General features: G+C 47.1%; 13 protein-coding genes. 5 read left to right on the top strand and 8 right to left on the bottom strand.

Going from position 1 to position 18,978, the window contains the following annotated elements:
* Positions 1–342: 342 nt before the first annotated feature.
* Positions 343–1,095 (top strand): DUF2846 domain-containing protein, encoded by a 753-nt coding sequence (locus AAKU61_RS10425; RefSeq protein WP_354331965.1) that lies wholly within the window; start codon positions 343–345, stop codon positions 1,093–1,095.
* A 374-nt stretch (positions 1,096–1,469) separates the two neighbouring features.
* On the opposite strand, the gene AAKU61_RS10420 is transcribed toward AAKU61_RS10425, so the two are convergent.
* On the bottom strand, positions 1,470–1,733 hold the full coding sequence (locus tag AAKU61_RS10420; RefSeq protein ID WP_354331963.1) for a hypothetical protein: 264 nt from the start codon (positions 1,731–1,733) through the stop codon (positions 1,470–1,472).
* Between the two features lie 73 nt (positions 1,734–1,806).
* Between AAKU61_RS10420 and AAKU61_RS10415 the strand changes: the two genes are divergently transcribed.
* The 4 genes from AAKU61_RS10415 to AAKU61_RS10400 all read left to right on the top strand — a co-directional run bounded on the left by AAKU61_RS10415 (position 1,807) and on the right by AAKU61_RS10400 (position 8,035).
* Positions 1,807–3,192, top strand: a complete 1,386-nt coding sequence (locus AAKU61_RS10415; RefSeq protein ID WP_354331961.1) for a TolC family protein — start codon at positions 1,807–1,809, stop codon at positions 3,190–3,192.
* Positions 3,189–4,373 carry an efflux RND transporter periplasmic adaptor subunit gene (locus AAKU61_RS10410; protein ID WP_322117857.1) on the top strand — a complete coding sequence of 395 codons (1,185 nt, stop codon included), beginning with the start codon at positions 3,189–3,191 and terminating at the stop codon, positions 4,371–4,373. The genes AAKU61_RS10415 and AAKU61_RS10410 overlap by 4 nt, the downstream gene beginning before the upstream one ends.
* Complete coding sequence (locus tag AAKU61_RS10405) at positions 4,363–7,458, top strand: efflux RND transporter permease subunit (protein ID WP_354331959.1); 3,096 nt, start codon at positions 4,363–4,365, stop codon at positions 7,456–7,458. The genes AAKU61_RS10410 and AAKU61_RS10405 overlap by 11 nt, the downstream gene beginning before the upstream one ends.
* Before the next feature lie 181 nt (positions 7,459–7,639).
* Positions 7,640–8,035 carry a hypothetical protein gene (locus AAKU61_RS10400; RefSeq protein ID WP_354331957.1) on the top strand — a complete coding sequence of 132 codons (396 nt, stop codon included), beginning with the start codon at positions 7,640–7,642 and terminating at the stop codon, positions 8,033–8,035.
* Positions 8,036–8,103: 68 nt separating this feature from the next.
* Here the strand turns inward: AAKU61_RS10400 and AAKU61_RS10395 are convergent, their stop codons facing one another.
* The 7 genes from AAKU61_RS10395 to AAKU61_RS10365 form a co-directional block, all read right to left on the bottom strand.
* On the bottom strand, positions 8,104–8,487 hold the full coding sequence (locus tag AAKU61_RS10395; RefSeq protein WP_354331955.1) for a RidA family protein: 384 nt from the start codon (positions 8,485–8,487) through the stop codon (positions 8,104–8,106).
* Positions 8,488–8,574: 87 nt separating this feature from the next.
* A complete protein-coding gene (locus AAKU61_RS10390) occupies positions 8,575–10,266 on the bottom strand; it encodes an efflux transporter outer membrane subunit (RefSeq protein WP_354331953.1) in 1,692 nt (563 codons plus the stop codon).
* A complete protein-coding gene (locus AAKU61_RS10385; RefSeq protein WP_354331951.1) occupies positions 10,266–13,361 on the bottom strand; it encodes an efflux RND transporter permease subunit in 3,096 nt (1,031 codons plus the stop codon). The genes AAKU61_RS10390 and AAKU61_RS10385 overlap by 1 nt, the downstream gene beginning before the upstream one ends.
* On the bottom strand, positions 13,354–14,691 hold the full coding sequence (locus AAKU61_RS10380) for an efflux RND transporter periplasmic adaptor subunit (RefSeq protein WP_354331949.1): 1,338 nt from the start codon (positions 14,689–14,691) through the stop codon (positions 13,354–13,356). The genes AAKU61_RS10385 and AAKU61_RS10380 overlap by 8 nt, the downstream gene beginning before the upstream one ends.
* 655 nt (positions 14,692–15,346) lie before the next feature.
* The gene (locus AAKU61_RS10375; protein ID WP_354331947.1) at positions 15,347–15,922 is read right to left on the bottom strand and encodes a hypothetical protein; all 576 of its coding nucleotides are present in this window, start codon (positions 15,920–15,922) and stop codon (positions 15,347–15,349) included.
* Positions 15,922–16,272: an autorepressor SdpR family transcription factor gene (locus AAKU61_RS10370; protein ID WP_354331945.1), complete on the bottom strand. Its 351-nt coding sequence runs from the start codon at positions 16,270–16,272 to the stop codon at positions 15,922–15,924. Before AAKU61_RS10370 ends, AAKU61_RS10375 begins: the two co-directional genes overlap by 1 nt.
* A gap of 185 nt (positions 16,273–16,457) precedes the next feature.
* Positions 16,458–18,836: a putative bifunctional diguanylate cyclase/phosphodiesterase gene (locus AAKU61_RS10365; RefSeq protein ID WP_354331943.1), complete on the bottom strand. Its 2,379-nt coding sequence runs from the start codon at positions 18,834–18,836 to the stop codon at positions 16,458–16,460.
* Positions 18,837–18,978: the final 142 nt, after the last annotated feature.

Below are 18,978 nucleotides of genomic sequence, written 5' to 3'. Positions count from 1 at the left end.
CAAAGCAAGCTGACTAGAGTTCTGACACTTTGCTTTTATGCACCCTACAACTTTAGTGTAGGTGAATTTACAAAAAAAGTTGGCGAAATTCGTGAAATTTTGTGTCTCAAACGAAACATTAAATATTTATCCGTAAAAATCAAAAGCATATTCCCTGATAATTTTTTTTCTACGTATGCAAGCTAATTCAAATTTAAATGTAATTATGCAGAAACTAAACACCAACTTTGTGGCGGCGACACCAAAGCATCGTGCGAGCATTTCTCCATTTGTAACATTTAGCTTTTCATGTCAGCAAGAATTTGCTTAAATAGGAACGCTATTTTTATCAACAGGAAAAACATGAAACGTTTGCTCGGCTCTTTCAGATCACTCAGATTACTTACACTCAGCGTAATAGCGCTATCTAGCTTGGCTTCCGGTCTGTTAACTGGCTGTGCATCGGTACAAATGGCCAGCCAAGAGCAGGATGTACGAGCTAAAACCTTTAATACGAATCCAAGCCAAGCCAATATCTACATTTATCGCAATGAACTCTTTGGTGCCATCAGCAAAATGCCGGTAGAACTTGACGGAAAGGAAATCGGCCAGACTACGTCAAAAAGTTACATGTTAGTCAGCGTTAATCCTGGTCAACACAAGTTGGTATCAAAAGCAGAAAACGGATCCGTTTTAAGTATTATGACTGAAGCTGGAAAAAATTATTTTGTTTGGCAAGAAGTCAAATTAGGGTTTATATCGGCGGGCAGCAAATTGCAATTGGTCGATGCAACAACGGGTCAAGCTGGGGTCAATGGTTCTGAATTAATCACTACACCCGGTGCCTACAGCACAAAGTTCGCGTCATCCAGCAACGGGACCTCTAGTCAAATAATGGATGGTAATGGAACTGCGTCGCTGCAAAAAGTAGAATTCCGTCCTGGAAGTTCATCGGTAACGGTAGAAAAACTAGCGAAACAAAACAACTGCAACGGAGGACAAGGAGCGGGCTTGCTGACGCCACCTGGCCCAATAGAAATTTATCGTATGAGCTGTGAAGGCGGCGGCACGTTTATGGCACGTTGTGAATTGCGCCAATGTCAGATGATGAAATAAAACTCACATTAAAATGCATTAGCTGTGTGAAGTAAAAGTAAAAAAGCGCTTGTGATTGTTTAATACAAATAATCTCAAGCGCTTTTTTTTGCCCATTTTTTTAACGCCTGGCATATTCGATTGAATACAAATCGCTAAAAATCCATCATTTTTGTTAGAAGAAAATCGTCAGAGATATTTGCAAATGAAGTCTCCGGCAAAGTACAAAAGCAATTGACTATTTACCTCATTCCAAGCCTAAAAATCTTTCTCAAACTCTAAATCACTCCAAGCTGATTTAGTCATATCAATAGTTGATGACAACTCATTGCGCTATCGGCATCAAAGCATATCAATAACTACCAATGCTTGTTACGAAAATATTCTTTCGTAAATCACCCTAAACATTTTGAAACATTTGGAAACATTTTTGTTGAGCCATATCGGGCGAAAGTCACTGATTCAGGTCTTTCATCTTGGCGAAGTTGAGTATGATGTTTGCTTTCATAACGACTAAAAAAATACAAATAAACCGGAAGGAAATAGCTTAATATACGTAGTACAACTGACATTAAAACAGTGGCTAATAATGGCGTTAAAACAGTGGCTAATAATGGCGTTAAAACAGCGGCTAATAATGGCGTTAAAACATACGTCAAATTAGCTCCGAAAAAATTTTAAAAAGCAAAAAAATGCTTTTTTATCTCTGCCTTTTTGTATAGAGAAACCGTAATGATTTCGTCAAACTCATGGGAAGCCCGATCTGCTGTCATTTTAATAGGGCTTACGACGATCAGTCTGCTAGCACCAATCTCAGCACAAGCAAATTTAATCGATAGCACCACCTCTGCCTCCGTCCAGAATAGTAGCAACTCGTCAGTACATGATGCGCAAGATATCGTATCGTTGGTGCCCCAATTGACTTTACAGCAAGCGCTGGGATATGCATTGCAGCACAACCGCGATCTCAAGCTTGGCAACATTGCGATTGATACTGCCAGCGCGATGAAAACGATAGCGTCAGCACCGCCTAATCCCATGCTGACGCTGCAGACCGCTGGTATTAATCCCAAGCTGGGGATCGGTGCAGGCAAGCCTAAAGACAAAACGGTCGACAGTACGATCAGAGTAGATCAATTAATAGAGCGAGGCGGCAAACGTGATTTACGGATTGAGAATGCCGGCTATCTGGAAACCGCAGCACACCAAGACTGGCACGATGTCCGCAGACAAACCAAGCAAATCGTCAGCGCAGCCTATTTTGATCTGATAGCAGCACAACATAAACTACGCATTGCCAACGAGACCAGAGATTTGTTCTCTATCACACAAGCCGCCGCAGAAAAGAGAAAGAAAGCTGGTGATATCGCAGGAGCAGACGCTGCCAGAATCCGGGTAGATGCCTTGCGCGCCGAGAACGACGCACGACAAGCAGCATCCGATCTGCTGCATGCACAAACGAATCTGATTTCTTTATTAGGTCTAACAGTATCTGCTAACAGCGTGCATGCTGTCGATGATTGGCCCGCACAAATACTGCCTGAGGTGCAGGATAAGCTGGATCTGGTCATACAAAAACGTCCTGATGTATTGGCTGCAAAAGCGCGGCTAGATGCGGCACTGGCTGCACGTAAGCTGGCACTGGCAGCAAGAACCAGAGATATCTCTGTCGGCGTTCAGTTTGAACATTACCCGGTTAGCGCCAGCAATCCTCAAGGCTCAGGTAACAGTTTCGGCATTGGCGTACAGATTCCTTTGTTTACCCGCTATGAATTTCAGGGCGAAATACGCGTAGCAGAGAGCGCAGTAGATGCCGCCAATGAGAGCTTAGAAAAAACCAAAGAAGCAGCTCGCAATGAGCTAGTACTTTTAATCGAATCTGCCCAGGCATCGAAAGAAATGACCGCACGTTTTCAGGGTGAATTATTAAGCGCTGCCCGCAATTCTGCCGAGGCGGCGGAATTCGCCTTTAAAAATGGTGCACTTGGTGTAATGGATGTGCTTGATGCAAGGCGAACTTATCGCGCCATTGAGATGGATGCGATTAATGCCCAAGCTGACTTCGCCAAAGTACAAGCTGCCCTACGTATCAGCATAGAGGAAGAAGAAAAGAAATGAAGCGCAATAAAATAATTAATTTGGGTTTTGGTATTGTAGTAACCGTCATCGTAGTTTGTGCCACCAGCTATATCGTTACCTCCGTTAAAGCAACAGAGAAAAAAACTGATTCGCCAGCTACTTTATCAGCTGGATCGAAGTCAGATGTAAAGCCCGATACAGGGAAAATTAGTTACCCCCACAATGCACCTCAACTGTCTTCAATCAAAGTGGCCGCCGTCAGCGAAGTTAGTATTCCAATCGCGGAGGCGATGAATGGCAAAATAGCCTACGACGAAAACGTCACCGCACGAGTAAGCTCCCCCGTTCTTGGACGCGTATTGTCATCGCATGTTGAAGCAGGTGACAAAGTAGCAAAGAACCAATCACTGGCTGAACTGGACTCACCAGATTTAGCCACTGCAGATGCCGACTGGGCTAAAGCAAAAGCGGATGAGCAACGTAAGAAATTAGCCTTTGACCGGGCAAAAAATCTGTTCGAGCACGAAGTCATTGCGCGCAAAGATTTTGAATCCGCCGAAGCCGATTTTTTACAAGCCGTAGCAGAAACTAAGCGGTGCAGCCTGCATATGCGCAACCTGAACGCAGTCGGTAACGAAAACGGCAAGTTCTCATTAAAAGCGCCGATCGCTGGCCTGGTTGCAGACAAACAAATCAATCCCGGTATGGAGGTGCGTCCTGATGCACCAAATTCATTATTCGTGATTAGTGATTTAAGCAAACTGTGGGTCTTGATTGATGTACCTGAACGTTACATCGCCAGCATTCATCCAGGCCAAAAAATGGCAATGTCATTTGATGCCTATCCAGATCAATTGTTCGACGCCACAGTAGATCGGGTCGGCTTAGCATTGGACCCGAACACCAGACGCATACAAGTGCGCGGCGTATTATCTAATCACGATCAAAAACTACGTCCTGAGATGTTCGCCCGAATTTCTTTTCTCAGTGACAGCGACAAAAAAGCCATCAAGGTGCCGAATACAAGCCTGATCGCGGAGGGGCTTTATAGCTATGTCTTTGTTGAGAAAAAAGAAGGTGAATTCCAAAAACAGCGTGTCAACGTTGTTCGACGTGGCCAGAAAAATAGCTATGTCGATAGCGGCTTAAATGCGGGTCAACGGATAGTCACTGAAGGCAGCTTGTTACTCAATGCTGAGGTGGCTTCTCATGCTCAATAAGTTTGTTGATTTTGTTCTGACTCAGCGCGTATTTGTATTAGTACTGACAGTAGCGCTAGTTGTATTTGGCTATCGCGCACTAGGCAACTTACCGATTGAAGCCTTCCCCGATGTGCAGGATGTACAAGTACAAATTGTCACTCAATTCCCGGGACAAGCGGCGGAAGAAGTTGAGCGAGCCATCACCTTACCGATAGAGCGCGAGATGAGTGGTGTGCCAGGCCAGACTCAAGTACGCTCGGTATCGATTATCGGTCTGTCGGTTGTTACCATTACCTTTAATGACGGTACGGACGACTACTTTGCGCGCCAGCAAGTACTGGAAAAATTACAAGGCGTAACACTACCGAATGGCATTCAGTCCAGCATTGCACCGTTAACGACCTCGGTTGGTGAAATCTATCGTTATGTGATTGATGCACCGGCAGGCATGTCAGAAAACGACATCCGCACTTTACAAGATTGGGTCGTCAGGCCTGAATTAAGAATCGTCTCAGGTGTTGCAGATGTCGTCAGTTTTGGTGGCACTGTAAAAGAATACCAAGTCCAGGTAGATCCTAATGCCTTACGACGTTATGGCATCACTCTAGACCAAGTCAATCAAGCACTGGCAAATAATAATGTTAACGTTGGTGGCGGCGCTATTCGTCGTGGTGACGAAACGCTGATCGTCCGCGGAGTCGGCTTATTCAACAATAAAGAAGATATTGGTCGCGTCATTGTCAATGCAAAAAACGGCAAGACAGTATTACTCTCGGATGTAGCCGATGTAGAAATTGGTAGCCGCCCACGCTCTGGCAACATCTCTTATAACCAAGGTGACAGCTATGTTCTTGGCATCGTGCAAATGGTCAAAGGCGGTAACGCGGCCAAGATCATTACTGAGCTGAAGAAAAAAATTGAAGTCGTCAATACCAAGTTGCCAAAAGGTGTACGTCTGCATCAGATCTATGATCGTACCGAGTTACTCAACCATACGGTCAAAACAGTATTTGAAAACTTAGTCGTCGGTGCGGTATTAGTGATGACGATATTGATCCTGTTTTTACGCAATTGGCGCGCTGCGTTAATCGTGGTAACGGTGATACCGCTATCCCTACTATGCGCGTTTATCATGCTCGATCTAAAAGGCATTCCTGCCAACCTGATTTCTTTGGGGGCAGTAGACTTTGGGATCATCATCGATAGCGCGGTCGTGCTAGTCGAAGCATTAATGGTGCGGCTGGCCCTGAAACACCATGATTTAGAACATCAGAGTAATCTCTTCCTCTGGCGCAAACAGGTGCTGAAACAAACCGTGGTTGAAATGGGACACCCTATTCTGTTTGCCAAAGCCATCATCATTCTGGCATTTATTCCAATTTTTACTTTCCAGCGGGTTGAGGGAAAAATCTTCTCACCTGTCGCCTTAACGTTAAGCTTTGCAATGTTGGGTGCCTTGATTTTGACCATGACCCTGATCCCGACCTTACTGGCGCTGACGATGAAGCGTCATAGTCTGGCAGAAAAGCATAGCAACTGGATGCAAGCCATACAGGACTGGTACCGAAAGCTACTCTATAAAGCTGACGGACAAAAACGCACAGTCATGATCGTGTCTTGCATCGTACTTGCGATTACTTTGTTACTGGCGCCCCGGCTTGGTAGTGAATTTTTGCCTAAGCTGGATGAAGGAAATATCTGGTTGACCGTCAGCTTGCCGCCCTCCACTGCACTAGAGAAAACGCGTGAAGTAGAGCGTCAGGTCAGAGCTATTTTGCTGAGTTATCCCGAAGTCAGCACCGCGGTATCCCAAGTCGGCCGCCCAGATGATGGCACTGATCCGAAAGGTCCTAACAGTATGGAAATACTGGTTGATCTAAAACCACACGATCAATGGAAATTCGCCGATAAAGAAAGTCTGATCGAAAGCATGACCGCCAAGATCGGGACACTACCAGGCGTACCGACTAATTTTTCCCAAGTGATACAAGATAATGTGGAAGAAGCTCTATCGGGCGTCAAAGGTGAAATCGCGGTCAAAATTTTTGGTCCGGACTTGGATATCCTGACTCAAAAAAGTGAGCAGATTTCTGGAATACTCAAAGGCATTCGTGGCGCAAGTGATGTGGACGCAATCAAAAGCGGTGGTCAAACACAACTCAATATTGTGATTGACAGAGAAAAAATTGCACGTCTGGGTATCAACGTGTCGGATGTCAATAATACGATACAGACCGCCTTAGCCGACACACCCGTCAGCACGTTTTATGAAGACGACAAACGCTTTGACATCACCATCCGATTAAAAGCTGCCTACAGAGAATCGATAGATGGCATTGGCAGTCTGCAAATCAACTTACCTAACGGTGCAGGCACGATTGATCTGGCTGATCTGGCGCGCATAGAGGTGCGCCAGGGAGCGGCACGTATCAGCCGCGAAGCTGGTGGCCGCAATGCCTCGGTCAAAGCGAATTTATTAGGACGAGATCAAGGCAGTTTTGTGGCAGAAGCGCAGCAAAAAGTTGCTGAACAAGTGAATTTACCGTCCGGTTATTACATCGTCTGGGGTGGTCAGTTTGAGAATCAGCAACGTGCAGTCAAGCGTTTAGAAATCATTGTACCAATAACGATTTTCCTGATCTTTGCATTACTGTTCTGGGCCTTTCGCTCCATCCGTATGGCAATGCTTATCTTGATGATGGTACCTTTTACGATGATAGGCGGAATCGCTGGTTTAGCACTGGCGGGCTTGCACTTCTCTGTTTCTGCTGCAGTAGGATTCATCGCGGTAGCGGGCATCTCTGTGCAGAACGGAGTGATCATGCTGGAGCAAATATTAGAATTTGAGAAAATCAGCCGTGCTGATTTTTCTAGCGCAATTGAAGGCGCAGTCAGCAGGCTCAGACCGATATTGATGACTGCGTTGATGGCAGGTTTAGGTTTATTGCCAGCCGCGTTATCGCACGGAATCGGCTCAGAAACCCAACGTCCGTTTGCGGTCGTGATTGTGGGCGGCATTGTCTCAGCAACTTTTTTCACTCTGCTGTTACTGCCGTTGAGCTACCGCTTATTTAAGGATAAAGCGAAGGAAGAAGAGGAGTAAGGGAAAGTAATGACGATCGATGAATTAATTAATACTCCCCATAGGTATATTTTAATTGTCCATACATTATTTGGTCGATATAGGATTTTTATAGAAAATTATGGGGAGTATATTAAATTGATTAGCCAAAATTTGACCAAAAAGTGACTTAACCGTCAATTTATTGACTTAGGAGAATACGATGTCCAAGAAAGAAATCACCATACCAAGATTGATGATCTGCTTGCTGAGTATCTGTGCTGCGCTGGCAATCAGTACGCCAAATGTCTTTAGCCATGAAGCTGATCTGGAACCAGCGGCCAAAGACAATCTTAAGCATGGCTGGGTAACCAATCTCTACGACGCGAAGTCTGATCGCAAAAACTTGCCTGAGTGTCTGGAAAAACTCACGGACTCAGAGCGCGACAATAAGCATTTCGCCAAAATACATTACCAGCATGCACGTCGTGGCTTGAATACCATCGCTGAAGTGCCGGAATCCATGAGCTTAAAATTGGATGATGAAGTCGAGTTAGTGCCAGAGAATTGCGAGAAAGGGAAGTTTGCCCATATCGTTAAAGTCTTGCCTGCTCATTAAACAAGCATCAAAATGTATTGGCGAAATAGTTGGTGATCTCTGACAAAGTCACATCGGCTGTACGCTGTTTACATGATCTGAGCAGCAACGCTCTGAACAGCCGCCGTCATTTCGATCTCTACCTTGTAATCGGGATGAATCAATTTGGCGCCTGTGGTCGAGCGTGCCGGAGCGTGGCCCGGCGCTACCCATGTGTCCCAGGCATCATTCATCGCGGCATAGTCGCCCACTGATGCTAGATAAATTCTGGCGGAAACAATATTCGTTTTATCAGCGCCTACTTTGGCCAGCAGACGATCGATAAAATGCAAAATTTCACGGGTCTGTCCCATTACATCTAAGGAGGTATGCTCCGCGACTTGTCCTGCGATATAAATTAATTTAGCGGCACCAAGATCGACTACGGTCATCTCGCTAAAACGTGATCCCATTTCAAAACGCAGAATTTCCATATCGTCTCATTCTCTTTTTGTTTGCTTATTTTGTTACCGAGGGCAGCGCATTGGCAATGCTATGTTGGCCTTGCTATCCGCGCCTCGCTATTTTGATGCTGCCATGTCTTTAGTCACCGTTGCAGAATTTCTGTTCCACCAGCCGCCACCTAAGGCCTGGAACAATGCAACGGTATCTGTCAAACGCGCCGCCTGCGCCTGTACTAAATTTAACCGGGATTGCTGATACGCTTGCTCGCTGCTCAACACATTTGCGCTACTGATATCGCCTAATGCCAGCTGCCGCTGAACAATCGCCAGACTCTTGGCAGAAGCCCGCTCTGCCCTTTGTGCGGCTTTTAGCGCAATCGCATCTGATTGTATCGCGATCAAGGCATCCGCCACATTTTGGAAAGCAATGATCACAGTCGCGCGGTATTGCGCAGCCGCTTGATCATACGCTGCCTGCGCTGCACCCTGCCGATGTTTTAGCGTACCGCCTTCAAAAATAGGTTGCGTGATATTGCCTGCCAAAGTCCAAAAACCGGTACCCGCTTTAAACAGATCACTGATAGAACTGGCAGCAGAGCCATAGGTATTCACACCCAAACTAATATTCGGCAAACGGTTAGCAACAGCAACACCAATCGCGGCACTGGCGGCATGTAATTGCTCCTCCGCAGCGCGGACATCTGGTCTATGCTCGACCAATGATGCGGGTAGCGTTAGCGGTAACTCAGCTGGCAGTTGCAAGCTGTCTAGCGTGAAGATCGTAGTGGCAAGACCGGACGTATATTCGTTATTAGATTTGTCCTTGGGTCCGCTCTTGGGTTCGCTCTCAAACCCATCCGGCAAGCGCCCGGCAAGCGCACTTAATAAATCTCTTTGCAGGGCTAATTGTTTTTCTAAGGATGGCAACGCCACTTCTGTATTTGCCAGCGCAGCCTCTTGTGCCGCGACATCAATCTGTGCGATTTGTCCCAGCGCATACTGACGTTGAATCATCTTCATCAACTGAGTCTGACTGGCAATAATTTCTTTGGTCGCTGCGATCTGACCACGTAAAGCAGCCTCTTGAATTGCTGCCATCACGACATTAGACGTCAGCGTTAAATAGCTGGCCTCCAACTGAAATCGTTGTGCCTCTGCCTGCGCCTGCAAAGACTCGGTCTGGCGGCGATTACCGCCAAACACGTCTAAGGTATAAGACACGCTGACCTGTGCCGTATGCAAGTTGTAATAGCTGGCGCCGGAGGACGCCGGGCTGGCCAGGGTACCGGCAATTTTCTGTCGTGTTGGCAAATACGACGCTTCGACTGATGGGAACCACGCGCCTTGCTGCGCATAGACATTTTCCATCGCGCCACGCAAAGCGGCCTGCGCTGCTTCTACATTCGGATTTTTTTTAAGACTTGCCGAGACCAAGGTACTTAATGCAGGCGATTGAAATAGCTCCCACCACTGAGCGGGAATATCACTTTGGATAAATTTTTGTGCCTCCAGATTTTTATCTATGCCGCTATCCGGTGGATTTTTCACGCTACCGTTTGATGTAGGAACGGATGCAGTACCAGACATATTAGCCGACGGCAGCATAGTCGCCGGACGCACATAATCAGGCCCTACAGCACAACCAGTTAACAGCAGCAAGCCAGGGATGGGCGTCCAATATGCTCGTATTTTTTTCATTGCATTCTCATTCACAATTTTTGCCACGACGTGCTCTACAACATCAGCAGGTTTTTTAAATAAATTGTGAAACATAGGATGCTTCATCAAGAGCCGGTTCAGATTTTTCATTATCGATTCTGCCTTAATCGCAAACCCCAGGTTTTGCTCTCGAACAGACGTTCCATCGCAAAATAGTAAGTGGGTAGAATAAATAAAGTCAGTAAGGTTGATACGATCAAACCACCGACGACTACGGTTGCCAGTCCACGCTGGACATCCGTACCAACGCCGGTTGCCAGCGCCGCAGGCAGCATGCCAAAGGCAGCGACAGTCGCCGTCATCAAGACCGGGCGCAGGCGCTCGGTTGCACCTGCGATGACAGTATCGTTTAGCGGCAGACCTTGGCCGCGTACACGGCGGAAGTTAGCAACCATGATGATGCCGTTTTGTACCGACACTCCAAACAAGGCAATAAAGCCGACTGCGGTTGCGACGTTTAAAGTCTCACCAGTCACATGCAAGGCAACCAGTCCACCTAAGGTCGCCATTGGCACCACACCCAAGATTAAAATGACCTGACGGATTTTTCCAAACTGGAAGAACAGTAATACGGACATGAGCGCCAATACCACGCCTAAAATAACGATTAGCCTTGCGTGAGCCCGTCGTTCATTCTCAAACTGCCCTGCCCATTCGAGCCGAATTTTCTGTGGATTAATTTTGATCTCGGCATCAATCCTTTGTTGCGCTTCTGCCAGATACGAGGTTAGATCACGTCCACGATTATCGATACGAACGGTGATCTGACGTTCACTCGCCTCATGTGAAATCGTGCTTTCTCCGGTCTGGAGTTTGATGCTGGCAACTTGCGATAAGGCGATCTTTGCGCCGGTTGAGCTGTTTAACGTCAGGCTACCCAAGGACTCAGGATTGTTTTTGCTGGCTTTAGGAAAACGTGCCGTCACATTGTAAATACGATCGCCCACATACACAGATGAGATTGCCGCACCGCCAACTCCGGTCTGTATCAGGGCTGCGATATCTGCTGTGTTAATACCGTAACGTGCAGCCTGTTCTCTATCCACTTTAATCACGACTTGCGGTATCGGCGGCTCCTGGAATAAGGATGCCGAGGCAGTGCCGCGTATCGTCTGCAAAATATCGACAATCTGATTACCGATACGACGATTTTCTCTCAGATCATCACCATACACACGCAAGACTAAAGGGCTGTGCGCACCACCGATCGCGTCATTCACACCGTCAATAATCGGCTGACTGATGCTGATAGAAAATCCCGGCATAGTGGCAAAACGCTGATTCAGACGTTTGATCAGATCGGCCTTGCTACCGCCATTGGGCCACTGATCGTAAGGCTTTAATCCGACGGGTATTTCCATGTGCGATGGCGTCCACGGATCAGTACCATCATCATTGCGACCAAGCTGTGTGACAACGTAAGAAATTTCCGGAAACTCTTTTAAAGTTCTGCGCAAATCACTCGCCATCTCATTAGCTTTGTCGATAGAAATACCGCTTGGTACTTGCACCTGCAGCCATAGCGCTCCCTCATCAATATCAGGTAAAAATTCGCGTCCCGCTGTGGAGCCGAGAATGATGACGCACACCAGCGTCAATGCGCCTATGCCGTAGGCAATCCAGGTATTTTCTAACGAATGACGCAACAGACTGGTATACCTTTGCGTTAGCCAGACTAAGGGGCGGTTATGGAATATTTTGCGCGGTTTGCGCAGGGCGGTAAACGCAAGTCCCGGGATCAATACCAGTGCGCATACTAGAGCACCTAACAAGGCATAAGAAACCGTGTAGGCCATCGGTGTTAACAACTTACCCTCAGCACGCTGGAATGCGAATAAGGGGATGTAGGCAGCGATAATAATCAAGGTCGCAAAAAAAATCGGGCGAGCCACTTGCCCTGTCGTGCGCAAGACATCTTCCTCTGATAATTCAACATCAGGATTTTTCTCCCGACGCAGCAAGATCGCCTCCATAACGACAATCGCGCCATCGACAATAATGCCAAAATCAATCGCGCCGAGCGAGAATAAATTAGCGGGCATTTTGGTCGCCGCCATAATAATAAAAACCGTGACCAGCGCGATCGGAATTGCCACGGCAGCTACAACCGCGCTACGTGGACTACCCAAAAATAAGATCAGTACCAGGCAGACTAAACCTATCCCTTCCAACACGGTATGGCTGACTTTATGCACCGTTAGTTTGACCAGATCATCACGGTCAATGTAGGGCACAATCTTGACACCCATAGGCTCCAGCTTTTTGCGTAGCTGCTCTACTTTTGCATGCACGCCTTGCAAGACCATAGAAGGGTTCTCATATTTAAGCATGAGCACAATGCCTTCTATGGTGTCTGGATTATTGTCTTTACCCAGAATGCCTTCACGTTCCTGATGTCCGTATTGCAGCTTACCAAGATCACGTAGCAGTACCGGAACACCGTTATTTTGCGTGACCACAACCGTCGCCAGATCATCCAGCGAATGCACCTGCCCTATGCCGCGGATGACATAACTTTGTTCGCCACGCGCAATCCGGCCACCGCCTGCATTGGCGCTATTGGCGTTGATCGCCGTGACCACATCATTCAACACCACGTTGTAGCGTTGCAGCTGGGTGGGGTCAAGTTCTAACTGAAATTGTTTGGTAAATCCGCCAAAGTTATTCACATCTGCAATGCCGGGTACCTGCTTAAATCCGGGGATCACGATCCAGCGCTGAATCTCGGATAACTCCATCAGATTTTTGGTATCGGATTCCAGCGTATACCGAAAAATTTCTCCCGCCGGCCCAGAAACCGGCCCCAGACCCGGCTGCACACCAGCGGGTAACGTAACTGATGCAATACGCTCCAACACACGTTGGCGTACGAAATAATCATCTGCGCCATCCTGAAACACAAGAGTGATCAAAGACAATGCGAACGTGCTGCTGGAGCGCATCGTGACTAAGCCTGGCGTATTACTCAGCGCGCGCTCTAGTGGCGTGGTGATTTGTTGCTCTATTTCTTCAGCAGCCAGACCCGGCACTTGGGTAGAAACCTGTACCGTGACATCGCTTAAATCGGGATAGGCTTCGACTGCCATTTTTTGCCATGACACGTAACCATACATCGAAATAACAATCGCCAGCACCCATGCCAGATGACGTCGCCGGAAACATAAAGCGATGAGCTGGTTAATCATTGAGCAGCACTCCACCGCGCACGACCACACGGTCTGTTGCAGTCAAACCGGACAAGATGGTCACCTTGTCATTATCTTCATGACCCAGTTCTACGGTACGACGGACAAACGTCCACGGAGCAACTTCAACAAATACGGTGATGTCGTCATTGTTCATTAACAAAGCCGAGGTTGGGATCGTAATTGGTGTAATAGAGGTCGGCTCTGACGCCTGTACTCGAGGTGCTGACCCGGTTTTTGTAGTTTGCATAGTTTGCGCAGTTTGCGTAAGCAAAATACTAGCCGTTGCAAACATATTCGGCTTGAGCTTGCCATCCTGATTGGCAAAGCTGATGCGCACTTTATTGCGTCTGGTGTCTGGCTCCAGCACGGCACTGACAAAGGCGACCGTGCCATGAAACGTCTGGTTAGGGTAAGCGGGTAAATTAATATCCGCCGACTGTCCCTTAGCGACGGAAGAGACCAATTGTTCTGGCACATTGGCCGTGACCCAAATCTGGTTGAGATTAGCAACGGTCATCAAACTCGCTGTAGCGTCGTTCAGATAGGCGCCACTGCCTACAGTGAGCGTAGTGACCACTCCTGAGATAGGTGCAGTGATGCTGAGTAATCTGGAACTGGCTTTGGTGTGAGTGTTGATGGCAGTAGCATTACCAGTATTGCTGGTATTGCTGGTAATGCTGGTAATGCTGGTATTACCAGCGTTGCTTTGGGGCGTGTTTGTGGAGCCATTCAACACCTTCAGACGTGTTTCAGCACGTCGCGCTTCTGCTTGGGCTTGTACATAATTGCTAGTCGCTTGCTCAAAATCTTTGGCGGCATTACCACCCGCAGCATTCACACCACGCGCGCGCTCCAGCGCTTTGTGCGATAACTCAAGGCCGTCCTGCGCTTTATCAACATCGGCATAGGCTTGTGCCAAATCCGGCGAGCTGATGAGCGCCAGCACCTGCCCTTGTTTAACAACATCGCCCAGCTTTACTTTTAACTCCACCAAACGCCCGGTCAACGGCGGCAAAATATTGACTGTCAACGAAGGGTCCGCCTCCACCGTCGCAGGTACGGTGATGATGTGCGATGGCGCCGACGTCGCCACTGGCAAAACAGCTAGCCGGGATCGCAAAGGTGATTTTGCGGGGACGCTAATTTTATCGCCCTGCCTGACCATCATTTGTTCCTCATCTGATGTTTTGGCAGTTGTTGCACCAGCAGAGGCGGACAATTTGTCAGCGATCAAAACCACCAGCGCAAAGCTACCAAGCATCGCAACAAGCACCGTAAGACGTTGACGATTTTTTGTGATCGTGGAAATAGGATTTATCATTTTCATTGAGGTTTGCCTCATTGTTTATTTACACGACAATGTCAGTGCTGCAGATTTTTGGTCTTAACGACCAGGGGGGCTAGTCTGGGTATATTTTTACCGGGAAGAAATCCAGACGGTGATCTGTCTTGGGACTACTTCTCAGATGAGCAAGCAGAGTACGCATAGTTAACAACCAGCCACAATCAATTCAGAACCATTAAGTTTTGAATTGAGCCTTGAATTTGGCCTAGAGTTTATTTGCGGTATTTGACCTGAGAATGACGTCAGAACTCAGGTGTTGCATTTTAACGATGTGTGTCTGAAGAAATACTTAAGAAGTCCTGAATTTTTCTTCAGAATTGATGAAGAGAGAGTGAATGCTATCGCGGAGTCAGGAGGATTTAATCTTAAGAATCCGGGCGGAGATTTGGGTGGAGATTGGAGCAGTGACTAATAATTTAGCGACTCCGTGATTCGGGCGGCGATTCAGACAATCATTACTATGGTGATTCATCAAAATGCCGGGCTAACAAGGTGAATAATAAGATTGATATACAAGCAGAACACTATTGGAAATCAATATACTCTCACTCTGTATATATAAGTCGTCTAATTAAATACTGGACAATAAGGCATATTTTAAAAAAATAGAGGGGAGTATATTAATTTAGCGAGAAAATCAACATCCGCCAGCATTACGTAATGCACGATCTCCGAGGATGCGTACTAGCGCATACATCAGCCCTAAAAATAGTATGAGTGGTGCTGCGATATTTGCGTAGGCTAGCGGCAAAAATAACCAGGACAGCGCATATCCCAAGCCACCAACTACCAAAGCCCAGCCTGCAATCCGGCGCATTGCGAGACCACGTGCTGTGCTTACTTGTTTGGGAATGCTGTTGGCGAAGACGACAACGATGACTCCCATCATTACGCCATTACTCCGCTCGGCAAACTGACTGACTAATCCATCCGCCCATCCCAACGGTATAAGCAAAGCAAGTCCCAGCAGTGAGCCGGCCAGCGCTATAGCCTGAGTAGTTTTGCGACGATTAACTTGGCCTGCCGAACCAACTGCTGCGCCTGTTGGTAACAACTGACGAGCGATCCACGCGATACCGATGATAGCGAGCGCGAGGACATACGGCCAAGGGCGGGCAAGATGGAGGTAGCACAGATAGCCGCTGGCAAAAACTACCCATGTGCTGATGAGGATGGCGAATGCGCGGAGCGGTTGATCGGAGATAGTTTTCATCATTTTCCTTCAGTTTGTGAGGATGGCGATTGAGCATCTGGCACTGCTGCTGATGTTAATGGTGGTGACATTGGTGATGAGTCCGCCTTAAGCTGACTGCCCAGCAGTTGGGCAAACCCAAGCAAGGCTTCCTCCAGTACCGAGAGTTGCAGGCAATACACGATGGTCTTGCCTTGTTTTGAGGAAGCGATCAAATCAGCTTCACGCAAGATAGAAAAATGGGCTGACATGGTGGGTTTGGACACGTCAAAATAGTCCGCTAACTCGCCTGCCGTTTGTGGACCATTGCGTAGTAGCGCCAGTACCTGACGGCGAGTCGGATCGGAGAGGGCTTTAAATATCTGATTCATGTTTTGAAGATTAGCTAATCATCTAAATGAAGTCAAGGACTTATTTAGCCATTGATCTAAATGATGTGTTTAATAAGTTGCGCAGAGGGAACGTGGCAATCAGGAGGAGAAAGTAACCGCTGTGACGAACTAAAAAAGTAATGAGGAAGCCAACTAAGTTAATAGCGAACAGCGTAAATCAACGATCAACAAGCAGCTAAAATTTGACGAGGCATATCGAATTGCTGTGCGAGCAAGGAGTGCATATCGGCGACTTCCAAAGGACGATAATACAAATATCCCTGGAAATAATCACAGCCGATATCTTTCAGGAATTGCTCCTGTTCGAGGTTTTCTACGCCCTCTGCTACTGTCGTACAAGATAAGATGCTGGCTAGCGAGACAATCGCTTTGATGATCATTTCACTTTTTTGATTATTGCCAATCTGCGCAACAAACGAACGATCAATTTTGACGCTGCGGGCGGGGAAATGGCTGAGTTTTGATAAGGAAGAATAGCCAGTACCAAAATCGTCTATCGCAATACCAAAGCCTTTTTCTTTTAGCGCATTTAAATGTTCTACTGCCAGAGATTCGTTCGCGATTAAACCGGTTTCTGTGATTTCAAATTCCAGATATTGGGCTGTCACCGCATACTGGGCACAAGTACGCTCTATCAGTTCCAGTAAGTCGCTACGCGCCACATCAGAGGCGGACAGATTTACCGCCACTACCGGGCTGTCGCCAAATTCATCTAGCCATTGCCGGATTTGTGAGCAGGCGCTATCGAGTACGAAATTGCTGATCTCGCGGATTAAACCAGCGCGCTCTGCAATCGGAATAAATTCAACCGGGGATACATTTCCCAAGCTGGAGGACTGCCAGCGTATCAGCGCCTCTACTCCAGCCAGACTGCCGTCTTGTGTGATCTTGGGTTGATATACCAGTCTGAATTCACGCTGCTTAAGGCCATTAATAATATCGACTTCAATTTCGATACTGCGCCGGATTTCTGATTCGTCCTCATCATCAAATAAGGTCGCACCCGATTCGCTGGAACGGCGCGCGGTGTCTAGCGCCAATTCACTACGGCGTATCAGATCATCGGCTTCGGTCTCGTCTGTTCTGACCAGCGCGATACCTGCTGAAAACTGAACCAGCAAAGTTTCACCATCGATCAAAATCTCTTTAGGCAAGGCATGTCGCACACGCTCGACCAGTTTAATAATATCGCCCGGTGTACTGTATTGCTCGACAACGAAGGAGAAAACAATACTGCGTAAGCGCGCACAAAAACAATCTTGCGGCAGAACAGTGGATAATTCTTCTGCGAAGCGACGCAGTAATTGATCGCCAAAATGTACACCTAATTTTTGATTCGCATGACGGATACTATTCAGGCGAAACGAGACTAATGCAGTCACTTTATCTGGCGTAGGATTTGCCAGAATACGCCGCAAATGCTGGCGCAACATATCGCGGTTAGGTAAATTGGTTAGGGTATCGTGATTGGTCAAAAAGCTCTCACGCTCCTGACTCAGTTGCAAGGCATTGTGCATCGAGTACAAGTGCGAAACATCACGCAGCGCGACGATATAGTTTTCGTTTTTGGTCTGAGAAATATTTTCCATCGAGACCAATTTACCGTCACGCGTCCGGTATGCGGACATACGTAGATTGGCAACCTCTTCATTAGCGATATTATTAATAGCTGAGCTAGACGCAGATGTGTTTACTTTGAGGCGAACACTATTATCTAAAGACAACCAGTCAAATAATTGGCTGCCTCTGGTGTCATTGGTGTCTTTGCTGTCAGTAGCCCCAAGAATAGTAGAGCCATTCGCGGATACCTCCGTCACACATCCCAGTAAAGCATTCGCCAGATTATTCGCTTGCAAAATTGTGCCGTTGGTATCAGTCAATACCAGCGCACTTCCCGCATTTTGAAAAATCTCGTGATACTGTGCATGGCTAACCTCAAGCTCGACACTGGTCTTGCGATGACGGGCAGCAGATGCATCCAGAGCATGTAGGACGCGAAATACTGCCAGCGGCACACAAACATTAAAAAATAGGAATAGCAAAGATTGAACATAGCCATGACTATCTGGCAGCGTGATGTTAATACCAGGAAAATGGAAGATCGGTTGATTATTCAGTAACAGCAAAAACGGCAAGCTATTCACCAACATCAACCCAACTGCCAATCGGGTATTAAAAAATAATCTGGCGATGATGGGTGTGGTGTAGATAAAAATCACACCGAGTTTGGCGATTTCAAATTGATCAATAAAACTGAGCATAGCAAACGCAGCGCCATATACCGTGCCGATTAATACACCCGCACTTAAGGCAACATGGCGCGCTGAATAAAACAGGCCGATACTCAAGGCAAGGTAAAACAAGCCCACAATCCATAAGACGTGATAAGCCCCGACAGCAATCGCTTTGAGCGAACTATCAACGGCTACTATTGCTTCCAACAAAAAACCTGACACCAAAATAATACGCAAAGCGCTTATTTTCCATACGGTGTGCTCTGTTGGATCTAACCCGCTTTCGTTAAGCGAAAGCCAGCGGAACATGGTTGAACATGGGAGACATTAGAGTAATTTTATTTCCACATGGAAATTTAGATTATCGCATAAAATGCTGCGAGGACTCAATTAGCATGCGTCCTTCGGGTTAAACCAACAATAAGTAATACACCTCATTGCGACCACCATA

Origin of the sequence: Undibacterium sp. GrIS 1.2 (assembly GCF_040544435.1) — a bacterium.
Taxonomy (GTDB): Bacteria; Pseudomonadota; Gammaproteobacteria; order Burkholderiales; family Burkholderiaceae_D; genus Undibacterium.
Note: the sequence above shows the minus strand (reverse complement) of the source record. Positions and strands in the feature narration are given on the sequence as shown.